The organism is Agrobacterium sp. LR_9 (assembly GCF_041954855.1).
In the GTDB taxonomy this organism is placed as follows: Bacteria; Pseudomonadota; Alphaproteobacteria; order Rhizobiales; family Rhizobiaceae; genus Agrobacterium; species Agrobacterium leguminum.
In genome coordinates this window covers 14,501-31,285 of sequence record NZ_JAVAYA010000020.1, presented here as the reverse complement: position 1 = coordinate 31,285, position 16,785 = coordinate 14,501, and the positions used below count along the sequence as shown (strand labels likewise).

General features: G+C 62.0%; 13 protein-coding genes. 7 read left to right on the top strand and 6 right to left on the bottom strand.

Annotated features, from left to right (window positions below):
* Positions 1–115: 115 nt before the first annotated feature.
* The 6 genes from napE to RAC79_RS19965 are packed head-to-tail and all read left to right on the top strand — an operon-like array spanning position 116 to position 4,727.
* Positions 116–301, top strand: coding sequence for a periplasmic nitrate reductase, NapE protein (gene napE, locus RAC79_RS19990; RefSeq protein ID WP_003585411.1), 186 nt, complete (start codon positions 116–118; stop codon positions 299–301).
* 7 nt (positions 302–308) lie between these two features.
* Positions 309–809, top strand: coding sequence for a ferredoxin-type protein NapF (locus tag RAC79_RS19985; protein WP_374997449.1), 501 nt, complete (start codon positions 309–311; stop codon positions 807–809).
* Positions 802–1,089 (top strand): chaperone NapD, encoded by a 288-nt coding sequence (locus tag RAC79_RS19980; protein WP_003520944.1) that lies wholly within the window; start codon positions 802–804, stop codon positions 1,087–1,089. Before RAC79_RS19985 ends, RAC79_RS19980 begins: the two co-directional genes overlap by 8 nt.
* Entirely contained in the window at positions 1,064–3,568 is a 2,505-nt protein-coding gene (napA, locus tag RAC79_RS19975; protein WP_078053271.1) for a periplasmic nitrate reductase subunit alpha, read from the top strand. Before RAC79_RS19980 ends, napA begins: the two co-directional genes overlap by 26 nt.
* Positions 3,538–4,029 (top strand): nitrate reductase cytochrome c-type subunit, encoded by a 492-nt coding sequence (locus RAC79_RS19970; protein ID WP_374997448.1) that lies wholly within the window; start codon positions 3,538–3,540, stop codon positions 4,027–4,029. Before napA ends, RAC79_RS19970 begins: the two co-directional genes overlap by 31 nt.
* Before the next feature lie 2 nt (positions 4,030–4,031).
* A complete protein-coding gene (locus RAC79_RS19965) occupies positions 4,032–4,727 on the top strand; it encodes a cytochrome c3 family protein (RefSeq protein ID WP_269313700.1) in 696 nt (231 codons plus the stop codon).
* 103 nt (positions 4,728–4,830) lie between these two features.
* Here RAC79_RS19965 and RAC79_RS19960 read toward each other — a convergent pair whose 3' ends face one another.
* The 6 genes from RAC79_RS19960 to RAC79_RS19935 form a co-directional block, all read right to left on the bottom strand.
* Positions 4,831–6,744 carry a PhoX family phosphatase gene (locus tag RAC79_RS19960; protein WP_374997447.1) on the bottom strand — a complete coding sequence of 638 codons (1,914 nt, stop codon included), beginning with the start codon at positions 6,742–6,744 and terminating at the stop codon, positions 4,831–4,833.
* Between the two features lie 127 nt (positions 6,745–6,871).
* Positions 6,872–7,582 carry a 4'-phosphopantetheinyl transferase gene (locus RAC79_RS19955; protein WP_078053321.1) on the bottom strand — a complete coding sequence of 237 codons (711 nt, stop codon included), beginning with the start codon at positions 7,580–7,582 and terminating at the stop codon, positions 6,872–6,874.
* Positions 7,583–7,645: 63 nt separating this feature from the next.
* A complete protein-coding gene (dhbA, locus tag RAC79_RS19950) occupies positions 7,646–8,401 on the bottom strand; it encodes a 2,3-dihydro-2,3-dihydroxybenzoate dehydrogenase (RefSeq protein WP_125146456.1) in 756 nt (251 codons plus the stop codon).
* 13 nt (positions 8,402–8,414) lie between these two features.
* Positions 8,415–9,284 (bottom strand): isochorismatase, encoded by an 870-nt coding sequence (locus RAC79_RS19945; protein WP_125146457.1) that lies wholly within the window; start codon positions 9,282–9,284, stop codon positions 8,415–8,417.
* A gap of 96 nt (positions 9,285–9,380) precedes the next feature.
* A complete protein-coding gene (locus RAC79_RS19940) occupies positions 9,381–11,006 on the bottom strand; it encodes a (2,3-dihydroxybenzoyl)adenylate synthase (RefSeq protein WP_374997446.1) in 1,626 nt (541 codons plus the stop codon).
* 18 nt (positions 11,007–11,024) lie between these two features.
* Positions 11,025–12,200, bottom strand: a complete 1,176-nt coding sequence (locus RAC79_RS19935; RefSeq protein WP_374997445.1) for an isochorismate synthase MenF — start codon at positions 12,198–12,200, stop codon at positions 11,025–11,027.
* An 81-nt stretch (positions 12,201–12,281) separates the two neighbouring features.
* On the opposite strand from RAC79_RS19935, the gene RAC79_RS19930 reads away from it, so the two are divergent.
* Entirely contained in the window at positions 12,282–16,730 is a 4,449-nt protein-coding gene (locus tag RAC79_RS19930) for an amino acid adenylation domain-containing protein (RefSeq protein ID WP_374997444.1), read from the top strand.
* Positions 16,731–16,785 lie beyond the last annotated feature (55 nt).

Below are 16,785 nucleotides of genomic sequence, written 5' to 3'. Positions count from 1 at the left end.
TTAGAGGAGGGATATTGATGAATGTTAGTTTTAATAAATAATCAATAAAATCAAGTGGTTGAACATATTTTCTTTTTGGTCGATTATAACTCCAACCGAATAGGGAACCGCGAATATGCCTAAAATAGTCGCGCCTCAGCACGCAGATGAAAAGCCAAGCCGGACGAGGGAACTTGTGACCTTCGCCGTTCTGGCCTTCGGAATCTGGCCCATTCTGGCGGTCGGATTTGTCGGAGCCTATGGTTTTATCGTCTGGATGTTCCAGATCATTTACGGCCCGCCGGGGCCGCCCGGACATTGAGGGCGAGATGATGATGGAAGTCTCTCTCAGCCGGCGCGATTTCCTGCGCGGCGGGCAAAAAAATAGACCACGCATCTGTCCCCCCGGGGTCGCGTTGAGCGACCTCGCCGCGTGCAGCGGTTGTGCAAAATGCGTCGAGGCCTGTCCCACCGGCATAATCGCCATGGCGGACGGTTTGCCTTGCGTGGATTTCTCCGCCGGGGAATGCACCTTCTGCGGCAAATGCGCGGAGGCCTGTCCCGAACCGGTCTTTGCCGCCCCCGCGGCACAGCGCTTCGATCATGTCATGGCGATCGGTAAGGGGTGTCTCGCCTTCGGCAATATCGATTGTCAGGCCTGCCGCGATGCCTGCCCGACCGAGGCTATCCGGTTTCGGTCCCGCCGTGGCGGCCCCTTCGTTCCGGAACTGCTGGAAGATGCCTGCACCGGTTGCGGAGCTTGTGTGTCCGTCTGTCCCGCCAGTGTGATCGAGATCAAAGAGAGAGCCACGGAGATGCAATATGCCTGAAAATACAGGCCGGTATCATGTTTCAAGCGCCGTGGTGGCGGTGATGCCCCAGATGCGGGACGCCGTGCTGGCAACGCTTTCAACGCTCGACAATGTCGAGGTTCATGGCGAGGGCAACGGCAAGATTGTCATCGTCATAGACGGCACGAGCACCGGCATGCTGGGCGATACGCTCACTTATATTTCGACACTCGACGGTGTGATTGCCGCCAACATGGTTTTCGAACACGTCGACACAGAGGAGACAAGCGGCGATGAGCAGCGAACTGACGCGGCGTGATCTATTGAAGGCCCATGCCGCCGGCATTGCGGCGGCAACGGCGGGCATTGCCCTGCCGGCCGCCGCCCAGCCGGTGCCGGGCGGGGTTTCCGCATTGCAGATCAAGTGGTCCAAGGCGCCCTGTCGTTTCTGCGGCACGGGCTGCGGCGTCATGGTCGGCGTCAAGGAAGGCAAGGTCGTCGCCACCCATGGCGACATGCAGGCGGAGGTCAATCGCGGCCTCAACTGCATCAAGGGCTATTTCCTGTCCAAGATCATGTATGGCAAGGACCGCCTGCAAACCCCGCTTCTGCGCAAAAAAGGCGGCGTCTACGCCAAGGACGGCGAGTTCGAGCCGGTGAGTTGGGATGAGGCCTTTGACGTGATGGCGCAGCAGTGCAAGCGGGTGCTAAAGGAGAAGGGGCCGACGGCCGTTGGCATGTTCGGCTCCGGCCAGTGGACGATCTTCGAAGGCTATGCGGCCACCAAACTGATGCGCGCCGGCTTCCGCTCCAACAATCTCGATCCCAATGCACGCCACTGCATGGCGTCGGCCGCTTACGCCTTCATGCGCACCTTCGGCATGGACGAGCCGATGGGCTGTTACGATGATTTCGAACATGCCGATGCCTTCGTGCTCTGGGGTTCGAACATGGCGGAGATGCATCCCATTCTGTGGACGCGCATTGCCGACCGGCGTCTGGGCTTCGACCATGTGAAGGTGGCGGTGCTTTCGACCTTCACCCATCGCAGCATGGACCTTGCCGATATTCCGATGGTCTTCAAGCCGGGCACGGATCTCGTCATCCTCAATTACATTGCCAACCACATCATCAAGACCGGGCGCGTCAACGAAGACTTCGTGAAGAACCACACGAAATTCGTGCGCGGTGTCACCGATATCGGTTATGGCCTGCGGCCCGACAATCCGGTGGAGGTGAATGCCGCCAATTCCGCCGATCCGACCAAGACCGAAGCGATCGATTTCGAGACCTTCAAGGAATTCGTCTCCGAATACACGCTGGAAAAGACCGCCGCCATGACCGGCGTGGAAGCCGGTTTCCTGGAGGAGCTGGCCGAGCTTTATGCGGACCCGAACCGCAAGGTCATGTCGCTGTGGACCATGGGTTTCAACCAGCATGTGCGCGGCGTCTGGGCCAACCAGATGGTCTACAACATCCATCTTTTGACCGGTAAGATTTCCGAGCCGGGCAACAGCCCGTTCTCGCTCACCGGCCAGCCCTCGGCCTGCGGCACGGCGCGCGAGGTGGGCACCTTCGCCCATCGCCTGCCGGCCGACATGACGGTGACCAACCCGGAACACCGCAAACATGCTGAGGAAATCTGGCGCATCCCGCACGGCATCATCCCGGAAAAGCCGGGTTACCACGCCGTGCAGCAGGACCGCATGCTGCATGACGGCAAGCTGAATTTCTATTGGGTGCAGGTCAATAATAACGTCCAAGCCGGTCCCAACACCAAGAACGAGACCTATCAGGGCTATCGCAACCCGGAAAACTTCATCGTTGTTTCGGATGCCTATCCGACCATCACGGCCATGAGCGCTGACCTCATCCTGCCCGCCGCCATGTGGGTGGAGAAGGAGGGCGCCTATGGCAATGCCGAGCGGCGCACCCATGTCTGGCACCAGCTTGTCGAGGCCTCGGGCGAGGCGCGTTCCGACCTCTGGCAGCTGGTGGAGTTCTCCAAGCGCTTCACCACGGATGAGGTGTGGCCGGCGGAGATACTGGACGCCAATCCCGCCTATCGCGGCAAGACGCTGTACGAGGTGCTCTTCAAGGACAGCGATGTCGGCAAGTTCCCGTTAAGCGAGATCAACGGCGAATACGAAAACCAGGAAGCAAAACACTTCGGCTTCTATCTGCAAAAGGGTCTCTTCGAGGAATATGCCGCCTTCGGGCGCGGCCACGGCCACGATCTGGCGCCTTACGATGCCTATCACGAGGTGCGCGGCATGCGCTGGCCGGTGGTGGATGGCAAGGAAACGCTGTGGCGTTACCGCGAAGGTTACGACCCCTATGTCAAACCGGGCGAGGGCGTGAAGTTCTACGGCAACAAGGACGGCAAGGCGGTCATCATCGCCGTGCCCTACGAGCCGCCGGCGGAATCCCCGGATGCGGAATTCGATACCTGGCTGGTGACGGGCCGCGTGCTGGAGCACTGGCATTCCGGCTCCATGACCATGCGCGTGCCGGAACTCTACAAGGCCTTCCCCGGCGCCCGCTGTTTCATGAATGCCGACGATGCGCGCAAGCGCGGGCTCAATCAGGGCGCGGAAATCCGCATCGTTTCGCGCCGTGGCGAAATACGCTCCCGCGTGGAAACGCGCGGCCGCAACCGCATGCCGCCCGGTGTCATCTTCGTTCCCTGGTTCGATGCCAGCCAGCTCATCAACAAGGTGACGCTCGACGCAACCGATCCCATCTCCAAGCAGACGGATTTCAAGAAATGCGCAGTCAAGATAGAGCCGGTCGCATGATCAGGAAACACGGATGGATCGCCGCCACGCTTCTGGTCGTGGCGCTGGCGACGGGGGCCGTTGCGCAGATGGTGCCGGAATTGTCCGGTCCGCGCGGTGACGCCATGCAGACCGAACCTGCCAAACCCCTGCCGAAATGGGTGATCGACGATTTCAGGCGCATGCGCGCCTATCCGGAGCAGCCGCCGGTGATCCCGCATTCGATCGACGGTTACCAGCTTTCGGTCAATGCCAACCGCTGTCTCTCCTGTCACAAGCGCGAATTCACGCAGGATTCCGGCGCGCCGATGATCAGCGTCACCCATTACATGACGCGCGAAGGCCAGATGCTGGCGGATGTTTCGCCGCGCCGCTATTTCTGCACGGCCTGCCATGTGCCGCAGGCCGACACACGGCCGCTCGTGCCCAACACCTTTCAGGACATGAGCGAGATGGGCGTCAAACCGGCGGGTAGCGAATGATGATCGCCCGTGTGAAAAAACTTCTCGCCTGGCTCTGGGCGGTTCTGACGACGCCGGCCGGCACGCTCAGCCTCGCCTTTCTCACCCTCGGCGGTTTCGTCGGCGGGGTCATGTTCTGGGGCGCCTTCAACACCGCGCTCGAAATGACCAACAAGGAAGCCTTCTGCATTTCCTGCCACGAGATGCGCGCCAATGTTTATGAGGAACTGACGCGGACGGTGCATTTCTCCAACCGCTCCGGCGTGCGCGCCTCCTGTCCGGATTGCCATGTGCCGCATGAGTGGACGGACAAGATCGCCCGCAAGATGCAGGCCTCGAAGGAGGTCTGGGGCAAGATTTTCGGCACCATCGATACGCGCAAGAAGTTCCTCGACAAGCGGCTGGAGCTTGCCCAGCACGAATGGTCGCGCCTGAAGGCCAATGACAGCCTGGAATGCCGCAACTGCCATTCCTCCGCCGCCATGGACTTTACCAAACAGACGCAGCGCGCCGCCGATATTCATTCCAAATATCTGCTGACGGGCAAGGCCACCTGCATCGATTGCCATAAAGGCATCGCTCATGAATTGCCCAATATGGAAGGCATAGACCCCGGCTGGAAAATGCCGCCGGCGCTCAACGACCAGCCGGGGCCGACGGCCTCTGCCGTCGACGACCTGCGGCGTGCGATGACGGATGTGCACCGGAACGTTTTCTGATCGCCTGAAAAAACGCCGTGCATCCCTTCGGGCGCACGGCGTTTTCGTCAGTAGAACCGGATCGCGGCTGTCGTGACGATCCGGTTGCCAATATGTCTGTGGCTTAGCCGATCTTCACATTGTCATCGCGCTTGATGGCGATGATGGTCGAGCGCGGCAGTTTGCCTTCGCCATCCGGGAAGGGGGCGTCGGGGTGCTGGATGCCGACGAAGTGGGTGCGCTTGTCGCCGGACCATGTCTGGCCGGTGACTTCGGAACCCTTCGGGGCGGTGAGGAAGCGCTCGATACGGCCGGTGGCCGGGTCGCCCGCCAGCATCTGGTTGTTGCCCTGGCCGGCGAAGTTGCCTTCATTGGTGTCCTCGCCATCGGTCTGGATCCAGAGCAGACCGGTGCTATCGAACATCATGCCGTCAGGCGAATTGAACATGTTGCCTTCGTTGATGTTCGAAGAACCCGCATAGGCGTCCTTGTGAACGGAAGGGTTGCCGGCCATGCAGAACAGGTCCCACTTGAACTTGCCGCCCGCGTGGTCGTCATTTTCCGGATACCAGCGCACGATCTGGCCGTATTCGTTCTTTTCGCGCGGGTTGGCGGCATTGATCGTCATGGCGTCGCCGCCGGCATTGGCGCGCAGCTTGCCGTCCTTCATTTCGCCACGGCGGCTGTTGTTGGTCAGCGCGCAATAGGCTTCGATGGCGACCGGGTTGATGGCGACCCATTCCGGGCGGTCCATCGTCGTTGCGCCCACCTTGGAAGCGGCCTGACGGGTGAAGACGCAGATTTCGTCGATCTTCATGCCGGTGGTTTCAGGCGTCAGGGCGAGCCATTCACCGGCGCCGTCGTCGGAGAATTTCGCGACGTAAAGCGTGCCTTCGTCGAGCAGCTTCGAGGTGTCGCCGCCCGGCACGTAAATGCCGTTGGAGACGAATTTGTAGAGGAACTCGCCACGCTCGTCGTCACCCATATAAACGACGACACGGCCATCGCGGGCGATGACCACGGCGGCGTTTTCGTGCTTGATGCGGCCAAGCGCGGTGCGCTTGATCGGGGTGGAGGAGGCGTCCGAAGGGTCGATCTCGACCACGTAACCGGCGCGGCGCGGTTCGTTGGGGTTCTTGGCGACGTCGAAACGCTCGTCGAACTTCTCATAGGCGTAGCGCGTCTCGGCGACGATGCCGTAACGCTTGTAGTCGTCAGGCAACTTGAAGGCGGCGTCGGTGGTGCCGAAATAGCCGTTGAAGTTTTCTTCGCACGTGAGATAGGTGCCCCACGGCGTGCGGCCGGCGCCGCAATTGTTGAAGGTCCCGAGACAGTCGACACCCTTCGGGTCGGCGGCGGTCTTGACGAGATCGGAGCCTGCGGCCGGGCCGGAAAGCTTCATCGGCGTATTGTGGTGGATACGGCGATTGAAGGGGCTGTCGAGAACGATCTTCCAGCCGTCCTTGTCTTCCGCGACTTCCATGACGGTGACGCCCTGCATGTTCTGCAGGATCTTCACATCGTCAGCCGTCTTCGGGTTGCCCTTGTCAGTGTGCGGCAGGTTGATTTCGGGGTTTACATATTCATGGTTGACCGCGATTAGCTGGTGGCTGCCGACCACGAAGAGTTCCATGCCGTCGGTGTTTTCGCCGAAGACCTTGTCGGAGTTTTCAACGCTGACGCCCTTGGCGGGGTCGAGATCGGGAACGTTGGAGAACAGCGGCTGGCCCCATTTCGCCAGCGGCTTCCAGTTATAACCTTCCGGGACATGGATGGTGTTGTCGGTGGCGGCGGCAACCGGCTTGAACGGGAAACGGCCAACGGCGGCTTCCTGCGCTTCGGCCGAGGTGCTGCTCATCAGGTTGCCGAGCGTGCCCATGGCGGCCGCGGCCGAACCGAAGGCAAGCACGCCGCCCAGAAAGCCGCGGCGGGAAATCGCGGTTTCGACCACGCGGTCGAAATCGGTTTCGGCCGGCGGCGGGTTCTGCAGTTCGTCCCACTCGTCCCAGGACAATTTGCTCGTATCGATGTCGGTCATAGTCTGTCTCCACCGTTGCTTGTTTGGAATCATTCCAGCAAGGTGCCTACCGTCCCAATATTTCATTCGGATGACGGAAAGGGCAGTATCGGCGGTCATTTTCCCTGCGCCGGGGCGGCTTTTTTCGTCAGCGCCCGATCAGGATGCGGGTGACAAGAAAGCCGTCGAAGCGGCAGAAGCGGAAGGGAATCTCCGTTCCCCTGCGCCATTCGCCTATGTCGGCGGTCAGCCGCAGCGAGGCCGAACCGTTGTCGTCGAAGCCGGATAATTCCGCCGCCTCGAAAAAGAAAAACCGTTTCACTGTCGGATAAAGCGCCTTGAACAGGCTTTCCTTGGCTGAAAAAATCAGGCCGGTCATGAAGGGGTCGATGGCGTTGCCGAGGTTGTGGCGTTCATGCGCCGTCAGGGCCTGCGCGGCGATATCGCAGGCCTCTTCCTCGGTCAGAAGCCTTTCAATATCGATGCCGATGCCGTGGAACCGCCCCGAAGAGCCGGCAAGGGCAATCGCCCGCTCATGGCTGTGGGAAATCGCGCCGATCACGCCTTCGGGCCAGATCGGCGCGCGGTCCTCACCCATACCGGGAAAGCTGGAGCGGCCGGTGAGACGGCGGATGGCTTCGGCCGCGCATCTGCGCCCGGCGATGAACTCCGCCTTGCGTTTGGGCAGGGCGTGTAAAAGCTGCGGCGGCAAGGGAGGGACCTCGCCGCCGCAACCCTCATCGGCGCTGTAATGAAGGGTGAGGCAATGGCAATCGCAGCTGTCGTCCGGCCAAGGCCAGATGGCCTCCGGTGGATCGCCGGAGACGGCTTTGCGATGAAACGCCGTTGCAATGGCCATGTCCGTCACCTTCATCCAGCGGCCTAGATCATGCGCTCACGCTTTTCGCCATCCCGCGTCTGTTCAGGCCGCAAGCGTTGCGCCGCCATCGACGACGATCTGCTGCATCGTCACGTGGCCTGCCTGATCGGAGGCGAGGAACAGCACCGTATCGGCGATATCGTCCGGCCTCGCGATCTTGCCGAGCGGAATGCCGAGCTTGAACTGATCGGGCAGGCCGGCGACCAGCCGTTCCTTGCCGGAAGGATCGCTCAACATGCCGGCAAGCATCGGCGTATCGGTGGAGCCGGGTGAAACGACATTGCAGCGCACGCCATAGGGCGCAAGCTCCAGGGCGGCGCAATGGCTGAGGCTGACCAGCGCCGCCTTGGAAGCGCAATAGGCCATCATGCCGATGCGCGGCACAACGGCGGCATTGGAGCCGACATTGACGATGGCGCCGCGCCGCTGCCGTTTGAAGGTGCCGCTCCATTGCCGCAGCATATAGAACGGCCCGGCGGCGTTGACATCCATGCATGCTTTCCAGTCCGCCGGCGTCAGGCTCTCGCTGTCGCCGAGCCGCAATATGCCGGCGGCATTGACCAGAATATCGAGCCCGCCCCATTCGCTCTCGATCGCCTTGCAGGTCGTCTCCACCGCCGCCGCGTCGGTGATGTCGAGCGCGATCTGGCGGAAGGTATCCCCCACTGTGTCGGCCAGAAGGTCGAGGCCGATGACCTCGGCCCCTTCCTCGATGAAACGTTCGGCGATGCGGCGGCCGATGCCCTGGGCCGTGCCCGTCACCAGCACGCGCCGCCCGGTAAATCTCTGTTGCGTCATCTTGTCCGTCCGCTCAGGCTGCGAGCCGCTTTTCTTCGATCAGCGCCCACCAGGCGGAAAGTGTCGGCACCCGCGCAAGCTCATCGAAGCCGACGGTGACACCGCGCTCCTTCAATTCGCCGGCGAGTTTCATCACCTGTAGTGAATCCAGCCCGTAGAAGATGAGGTTCTCATCGGGGTCGATATCGCTTTCATCCTCCACCATCTGCAGGACGCGGGCTTTCAGCCATTCGCGGGTGCCGGTGGCCTCGCCTGCGCCGACAAGGCTTGCGGTGTCGATCACCACGCCGCAGCGCGTCGCCACATATTGCAGCGCCATGCGGTGCTCGGCCTCGGAAAAATCGGCGACACCGTCACCGATCATGAAGGGCTGAATATCCTTCATGAAGGCTTCAACCGCCGTCATCATGCAGCCGATATGGGCGTAAACGCCGCCGACGATGATCTGGTCGCGGCCCCAGCCTTTCATGCGCTCAGCAAGGTCGGAACGCTGGAACGCGCTGTAGCGCCATTTGTTCAAAACCACGTCGTCGGTCGTCGGCGCGAGCTTGTCGACCACCTTCTGCAATTCCGGATCGACGACGGTGAGACCCGGCCCCCACATGTCGTTCAGGAGCGCACGGTCGCCCGGCGGCTGGTTATGCGGCTGGGCGGTATAGATGACCGGCACGCCGTTCTCTACGGCCCATGCCTTCACCTTGGCGAGATTGTCGATGAGGGCGGTCATCAACTTGCCGTCCGCCTCGTAGAACCGCAGGAAATAACGCTGCATGTCGTGGATGAGAAGCACGGCGCGTTTCGCATCGGGCTGCCATTTTGTCTTGTTGGCCGGAAAGCTCGCGGCGACCGGCATCGGATAGTCGGAAATGGTGGGGATCGTCATGATGACCTCGGTTTTTTGCTGCGCCGGCTCGGGCGGCGCGTAATCTTTGGAATTGGGGACGCCCTTTTGAGCGTCCCTTTCGGTTGGCGCTGCCTGTCAGGCGCTGATGGCGACGGGGGCCATCAGCAGGTCGCGCAGGCGCTTCTTGTCGATCTTGCCGACGGCGGTGAGCGGCATGGCCTCGATGAAGCGCACGCGGTCCGGCAGCTTGTAATCCGCGACGCCGAGACCGGCGAGATGCTGGCGGATGGCCGGCGCCTTGAGCGCGGGATTGCGGGATACGACGAAGACGCAGCTTTTTTCGCCGAGAAGCTCGTCCTGCATCGCCACCAGCGCCGCGTGCGTCACATCCGGATGGCGCAGGATCAGGTTTTCCACCTCTTCCGAGGCGACCTTTTCGCCGCCGCGATTGATCTGGTCCTTCACCCGGCCAACGACCCGCAGATAACCTTCGGGCGTGCGCTGCACGACATCGCCGGAATAATAGAAGCCATCCTTGTCAAAGACCCGGGCGCTGTGTTCGGGGGCGCGGTAATAGCCCCGGAACGTATAGGGGCCACGGGTCGCCAGCATGCCGGCTTCGCCCTCGGGCACGTCGTTGCCGTCCTCGTCAACGATGCGGATTTCGTCGTCCGGGCTGATCGGCCGGCCTTGCGTGGTGAAGACGATATGGTCGGGGTCACCGAAGCGGGTGTAGTTCACCAGACCTTCCGCCATGCCGAACACCTGCTGCAGATCGCAGCCCAGCACCTCCGGCACCTGGCGGGCGAGCGCTTCGGCGAAGCTTGCGCCGCCGACCTGCAGGAGCTTGAGCGACTTCAGCCGTTCGCGATGGGCGGGAGCCGCCTGCAGCCACAGCGCCACCGCCGGCGGCACCAGCGGCACGATATCGACGCCGTGTTTTTCGATCAGATCGAAGCAGGCAAGCGGCTCCGGATTGGCGGCCATGACCACCGCGCCGCCGGCGTGGAACACACCGAGCGCGCCGGGCGAACTCATCGGGTAATTATGCGCCACCGGAATGGCGCAGAGGAAGCGGGTCTGCGGCGAAAGTTCGCAAATCTCCGCGCTGGCCCGGGCGCTGTAGTCGTAGTCGTTATGCGTCCGGGGGATCAGTTTCGGCGTTCCGGTGCTGCCGCCGGAAAGCTGGAACAGCGCCACCTCATCGGCCGCCGAAGGGGCGTAAGCCGGTGGATTTTCAGCCGGGGCGGCCAGCTTCTGCTCCAGGCTGCGCTGCGGATCGGTTTCGCCGAGCAGCAGGGTCACGGCAAGCTTTGGAGAGACCGCCTTCAGCGCCTCCACAAATGTGTCATCGGCGAAAAGCTCGTGGCTGCGTGAGGCGATCACCAGCTTCGGCGCGATCTGCTCTGCATAGGAGGTCATTTCCAGCCGGCGATGGCTGAAAAGCGCATTGACGGGGGCGGCGCCGATTTTGATGAGCGCGAAAAAGACGAGATAGAACTCGGCTATGTTCGGCAATTGCACCAGCGCCGTATCCCCCCTGCCGATGCCTGCGGCGGAGAGATGTCCGGCCAGATGGGAGGATTGCCGGTCGAGATCGGCATAGCTGAAACGACGGTCGCCGCAGATCAGCGCTGTAGCGTCCGGCCGGCGCTCCACCTGTTCGGCGAGAATGCCGCTCAGCGGCCGGTCGATCCAGTAGCCGCGTTCGCGGTATCGGCGAACGAAATCCTCGGGCCAGCGTTGGAATTCGATTGTCATGGTTTGTCCCTGGAAAAATTAGGCCGCAAGACCGCAGGCGTTCAGCATGGTCTTGAGCTTGGTCTGCACCTCGGCCCATTCGGATTCGGGCTCCGAGGCCTCCACGATGCCCGCGCCGGCGAAGAGCCGCACGGTTTCCCGCTGCACGGTGCCGCAACGGATCGTCACCACCCATTCGCCATTCCCTTGCGAATCCGTCCAGCCGACCATGCCAGTGAAGAGGCCGCGCTCGAAAGGCTCGACGAAGCGGATGAGGCGATGGGCGCGCTCGGTGGGGAAGCCGCAGACGGCTGGCGTCGGGTGCAGCAGGCAGGCAAGCTGCAGCGCATTGGTTTCCGGATCGGCGAGACGGCCTTCGATGCGGGTCGAAAGATGCCAGAGCGCCGCCGTGTTGATGAGGGAGGGTTTTTCGGGAACATCGAGTTCCGCGCAGACCGGCGAAAGCAGCGAGCGGATATCCTCGATGACGAGGCTATGCTCGTAATGATCCTTTTCCGAGGCCGAGAGCCGATCCGCATTGGCCTTGTCCGCCGCCGGATCGATCATGCGTTTTGCCGATCCCGCCAGCGGGTTCGAGGTGATTTTCTCGCCCTGCTTGCGAATAAGAAGTTCCGGGCTGACCCCGATCAGGTCGCCGCCATCGGGCAGCGGAATGCGGAACTGGTAACCTTCGCGGTTCTGTTTGGCCAGACTCGCCAGCAATCTTTCGACATTGACCTCGGAGGCGAAAGTCAGTTCACGCATGACGGAAAGCACCGCCTTGCGGACTTCGGAATGGCGGAAATTGACGATGGCATGTTCGACGGCATGCTTGAAACCGCTCTCGTCCGGCAGGCTGTTCTGGCCGACAAGGGCGGGCATGGCCGAATCGGCGACGATCGGCTCCGCATCCTTGGAATTCCATTCATAGTTGTATGGGATATATAGGCATGAGGATTCGCTGACATCGAAGGGGATCGCGCCGATGGCGATTGGGTTCTCCTGTCCCTCCCGCTGCGCACGCTCAAACGCGCCGGCCAGTGCCTGCTGCAGCGGGCTGGCAATGTCTTCGCCGCCGCGGGCAGGAATCGCTATCTTTTCGCGAATGCCCTTGGCGCGCAATTGCCCGCTGCCGGACGTAAACAGAAATTCTCTATTAAATTCAGTAATTTCGTCGGATTCGACGTCATTCGTCCTGAGTGCTCCCGTTTTCATGGGATGCCTCCTGTGCGAGTGGTTGACGATGGCTTATACTTGAGTATGCTAATCATGTTTTGTCAACCGGTACAAACTCACATGCTAAATTTAACCCCGATGCAGGTGGCCTATTGGGTCGGCCGCGAGGCGGATGGAATACTCGGGAAAGTTACGCCGCATCTCTACCTCGAATTCGACGGGCAGGCGGTGGATGCGGAAAAACTGGCCGTTGCCGTCGAAAGGCTCTGCCGGCGTCACCCCATGCTGAGCCTCAGGATCGATGCTGAAGGGCTTCAATCCATCGATCCCGCCGGCCGGCCGCTCCGCCTCGATGTGGAGGACATGGCCACGCTTGATTCGGAGGCGCTTGCACGCCGTCTTGAGGCGAAGCGTGAGGAATGGAGCCATCGCCGGGCCGATCTTCGCTTTGCCGCACCGGCGGCGATCTCGCTCAGCCTGTTGCCGGAGGGACGTTGCCGTCTGCATGTGGACACAGACATGCTGGCCGTCGATCCGGCCAGCGTGCGGATCGTGATGGAAAACCTTGCCCGCTTTTACGAGACGGCGTCAGGCGCAGACGAAACCCGGACTTTCGAAGCAGTGACCCCGTCGTTTTTCGACTGGGCGGAACGTCTCATGTCCGATCCGGACTTGAGGGGCCTGCGCGAAAGGGACCGCCTGTGGTGGCGGCAACGGCTTGCCGATGTTCCGGACGCGCCGCCGCTGCCGTTTCTGTCCGATGACCCCTTGCGCGCCGTTCACACGGACCGGATCGCCACGCTGCTTTCAGCGGCGGAGCGCGGCAGTCTGGAGCGGACAGCGCGGCGTTTTTCCGTGACGACGTCGACCCTTCTGCTCGGTGTTTTCGCACTGGCGCTGTCGCAGGCGTCGGGCGCGGAAAAATTCCGGCTTTCCGTGCCGGGTTTCTGGCGCGCGCCGCTGGTGGAAAGGGTCGATGAGATCGTCGGCGAGTTTTCCAACGTGCTCGTGCTCGGCGTCGATATCAGGCCTGAAGAAATGCTTGAAGCGCTGCTTGGTCGGCTGTTCGATGAGATGAACGGGCTTCTCGCACACCAGTCCTATCCGGGTGTCAGCGTCATGCGCGATCTCTCCCGTCAGCGCGGTGGTTTGCAGACCTCGCCGGTGGTTTTCACCGCCGGGGTCGATCTTCCGGGCGGGGAGCTGTTTTCGGAACGGGTCGGGCGGGTGTTCGGTCCGATGGTCCACACCGTCTCGCAGGGGCCGGGGGTGGCGCTGGATGCGCAGGTGGCGGCGTTGGATGGCGGGTTGCTGATCAACTGGGATGTGCGGCTCGATGCGCTGCCGGAACGCTGGCTGCGCGCCCTGTTCGAAACCTACGTCACTCTTCTCCGCCGGATTGCGGAAAGCCCCGATCTCGCTTGCGAAAGCGTGGAGCGATTGGTCGCGCAGCGGTCGGAAACGGCAGCCGAGGCAAAAGGAAAACCCATGGAACGTCCCCTCTCACCCCTGCAACAGGCCTATCTGCTCGGGCGTGGCACCCATCTGCCGCTGAGCGGCGTGGCGATGCAGGAGTTCCGCGAATATCGCGGCGATATCGACCCGGAACTGCTGCGGTCGCGGCTTGCCGCGATGGTCGCGAGACATGAAAGCCTGCGCACCCGCATCGATGAGCGACGGCTGGTGCAGATGGTTGCCGATGAGCCGAAGATCAATCTCGATCTCGTCGATCTTTCGGCCCTGTCTCTTTCGCTAGCCGAGGCAAGGATCGACACGGTGCGACGGGATTTTTCCCATGCACATTTCGATCTCGCAGCCTCGCCATGGCAAGTCACGGTGTTTCTTATGCCGGATGGAGGGCCGACGGGGCATAAGATCGTGGTCTTCCTGCGTTTCGACGCGCTTATACTTGATGGGCGGGCCATTGCCAGCCTCGCGGCGGAACTCTTCGATGGCGTCGTGCCGCCGGAAGCCGCCGCAACGGCCGAAACGCCGAAGGAGGATATTTCGGCGGCCCGTTCCGGGGATGCCGCCTATTGGGCTGAAAAGTTGAAAGATGCCGAGGTGCCCTCGCAACTGCCGTGGAAAGCACCGCTCGAAACCATTCCCACCTCGCGTTACAGCCGCCAGAGCCTGACTGTCGAAAAACAGCGTTTCACCGCCTTTTCACGCATCGGTGCGAAAGAGCGGCTGTTCAAAAATTCGGCGCTGACGGCCGTTATCCTCGATGTGCTCTCGCTCTGGCTCAACGAAGGCGCGCTCGTCGTCGGCATTCCCGTCGCGCCGCAGGTGGAAGGCGCCTTCGCCAACCGCTCCAGCTTCATCGCCGTCCAATGGGATGCGGCCAGGAATAGCTTTGCGGAGCGGGCGGCAGGCCTCCAGACGGATGTGCTGGAAGGGCTGAACCATCTCGCCTTTTCGGGTATCGATCTCAATCGTGTACTTCTCAATGCCAATCCGGGCGGGCTCGCCTTGCCGGTGGTGATCACCAACGGTCTGACCTGGCCGACGCTTTCATCCGAATCGACGATGCAATGGACCGGCGGGCTTACCCAGACGCCACAGGTGGCGCTGGATTTCCGCTTTTCGCAGAATCCGCAGGGCGATCTCGTGCTCGATATCGACTATGCCGAGCAGGCGATCGATGCGGCGATGGTGGCGGATATTCTCGCCGCCATCGAGCGTGCGATTGCCTGGATCGCCAATAACGGCGCTTTCTCCTTCAACGCACGCGATATTGTCGACCTGTCCCACTACCGGCTGAACGGCGACGAGAGAAACTTCGCCTGCCCGCCATTTCTGGAACGGATCGCCGGCCATCTTTTCGAGGGCGACCCGTCGCGCACGGCGCTCGTCAGCGGCAAGCGACGTATCTCCTATGGCGAACTCGGTCAGATGGTGGCAGGGGCGATGGCGGGCCTTAAGGCGCGCGGCATCGGCCGCGGTGATGTCGTGGCCGTGTGCCTGCCGCGCAGCCCGGAACATACGGCCATCACGCTCGCCGTAGCGCTGATGGGTGCGGTCTGGGTGCCGGTCGATGCCGGCTCGCCGGAAGATCGCCTGCGCTATCTGCTAACCAATTGCCGCCCGGCGATCATCGTCGCCCGCAGCGTTCCGCAGGGTTTCGACGCTGTCGATCCGGCGGCGCTTCTGTCCGCGCCCGCACCGGCTGGCGCACCCGTTACCATGGAGGAGGTGGCGGCGCTCTCCCAAAGCGAGGAGCCTGCCTATTATCTCTATACCTCCGGCACGACGGGCAAACCGAAATGCGTCGTGCTTTCCAACCGCGCCACGGCCAATGTCATCGGCAGCACGCTTGCGGAATGGGCGGTGACGGATAGCGATGTGTTCATCTCCGTCACGCCGCTGCATCACGACATGTCTGTCTTCGATGTTTTCGGCGCGCTCGTCGCAGGAGCTACCCTGGTGTTGCCGGAACCGGGCGAGGAAAAGGATGCGGTGCGCTGGAACGAGCTGGTGGCCGAACATGGCGTCACCCTCTGGTGCTCGGTGCCGGCCATTCTCGAAATGCTTCTCTCCTGCCGCCGTGGCGACCAGCTTGCTTCGCTGCGGCTCGTGGCGCAGGGCGGCGATTACATCAAGCCGATGATTATCGAAGAACTTCGCCGGCTGAAGCCCGGCCTGCGGCTGATATCGCTCGGCGGCCCGACGGAAACCACGATCTGGAGCATCTGGCACGAGATCGTTGCGGAAGATGTGGCGGCCGTGCCCTATGGCCACCCGCTGCCCGCCAATCGTTACTTCGTCCTCAACGATCAGGGTGGCCATTGCCCGGCCGGTGTCGTTGGCCGCATCCATACGGCCGGCGTGAATGTGGCAATCGGCTATCTCGAAGATGGCGCGATTACCCAGACGGATTTCGTGACGGTTGCCGATCCCGAAGGAAACCCCGTGCGGGCGTTCCGCACCGGAGACCGGGGCCGTTACCGGCCGGATGGCAAAATCATGTTTGCCAGCCGCGTCAATGGTTACGTCAAGGTGCGCGGCGTGCGCGTTTCGCTGCCGGATGTGGAAAACGAGCTTATCCGCCATCCTTCCATCCAGCGCGTTCTGGTGGTGGACTACGGCGTCCAACAAAAGGGCGAGGCGGCCATCGGCGTGCTTTACGTCGTTGCGCCGGGCCTTGAACTCCCCACCGCCGATCTGCGCAATTTTGCCCGCCAGCATCTGCCGGAATCGCATGTTCCCGGTCGGTTTCTCAAGGTCGACGATCTGCCGCTTTCGGCCAACGGCAAGCCGGATCGCCGTCGCGCCCGCGAATTGCTGACCGGTGCTGCGGAACCGGCAAAAATCTCCGCCCGTGCGGCTCCCGCCGTCGATCAGGGCGACCGCCGGGTGCTGGATATCTATCTCGGCGTGCTGGGTAAAAAACCGGCGAATGTGGATGCGAACAGCGACCTGCTGGCGCTCGGTCTTCTGCCTTCGCATCTGAAAACCGTCTCGGCTGAAATCCGCACTGCCTTCGGCGTGGAGCTCACACCGCAGCAGCTTTTGCGGTGCCGCAACGCCAGACAGGTGACTTCGCTCCTGGCCGCCCGGGCGGCGTGAACCCAATCATTTCGGGTGGCACTTCGCGCCCGATAACGGAAATTGTGCAAGGAAA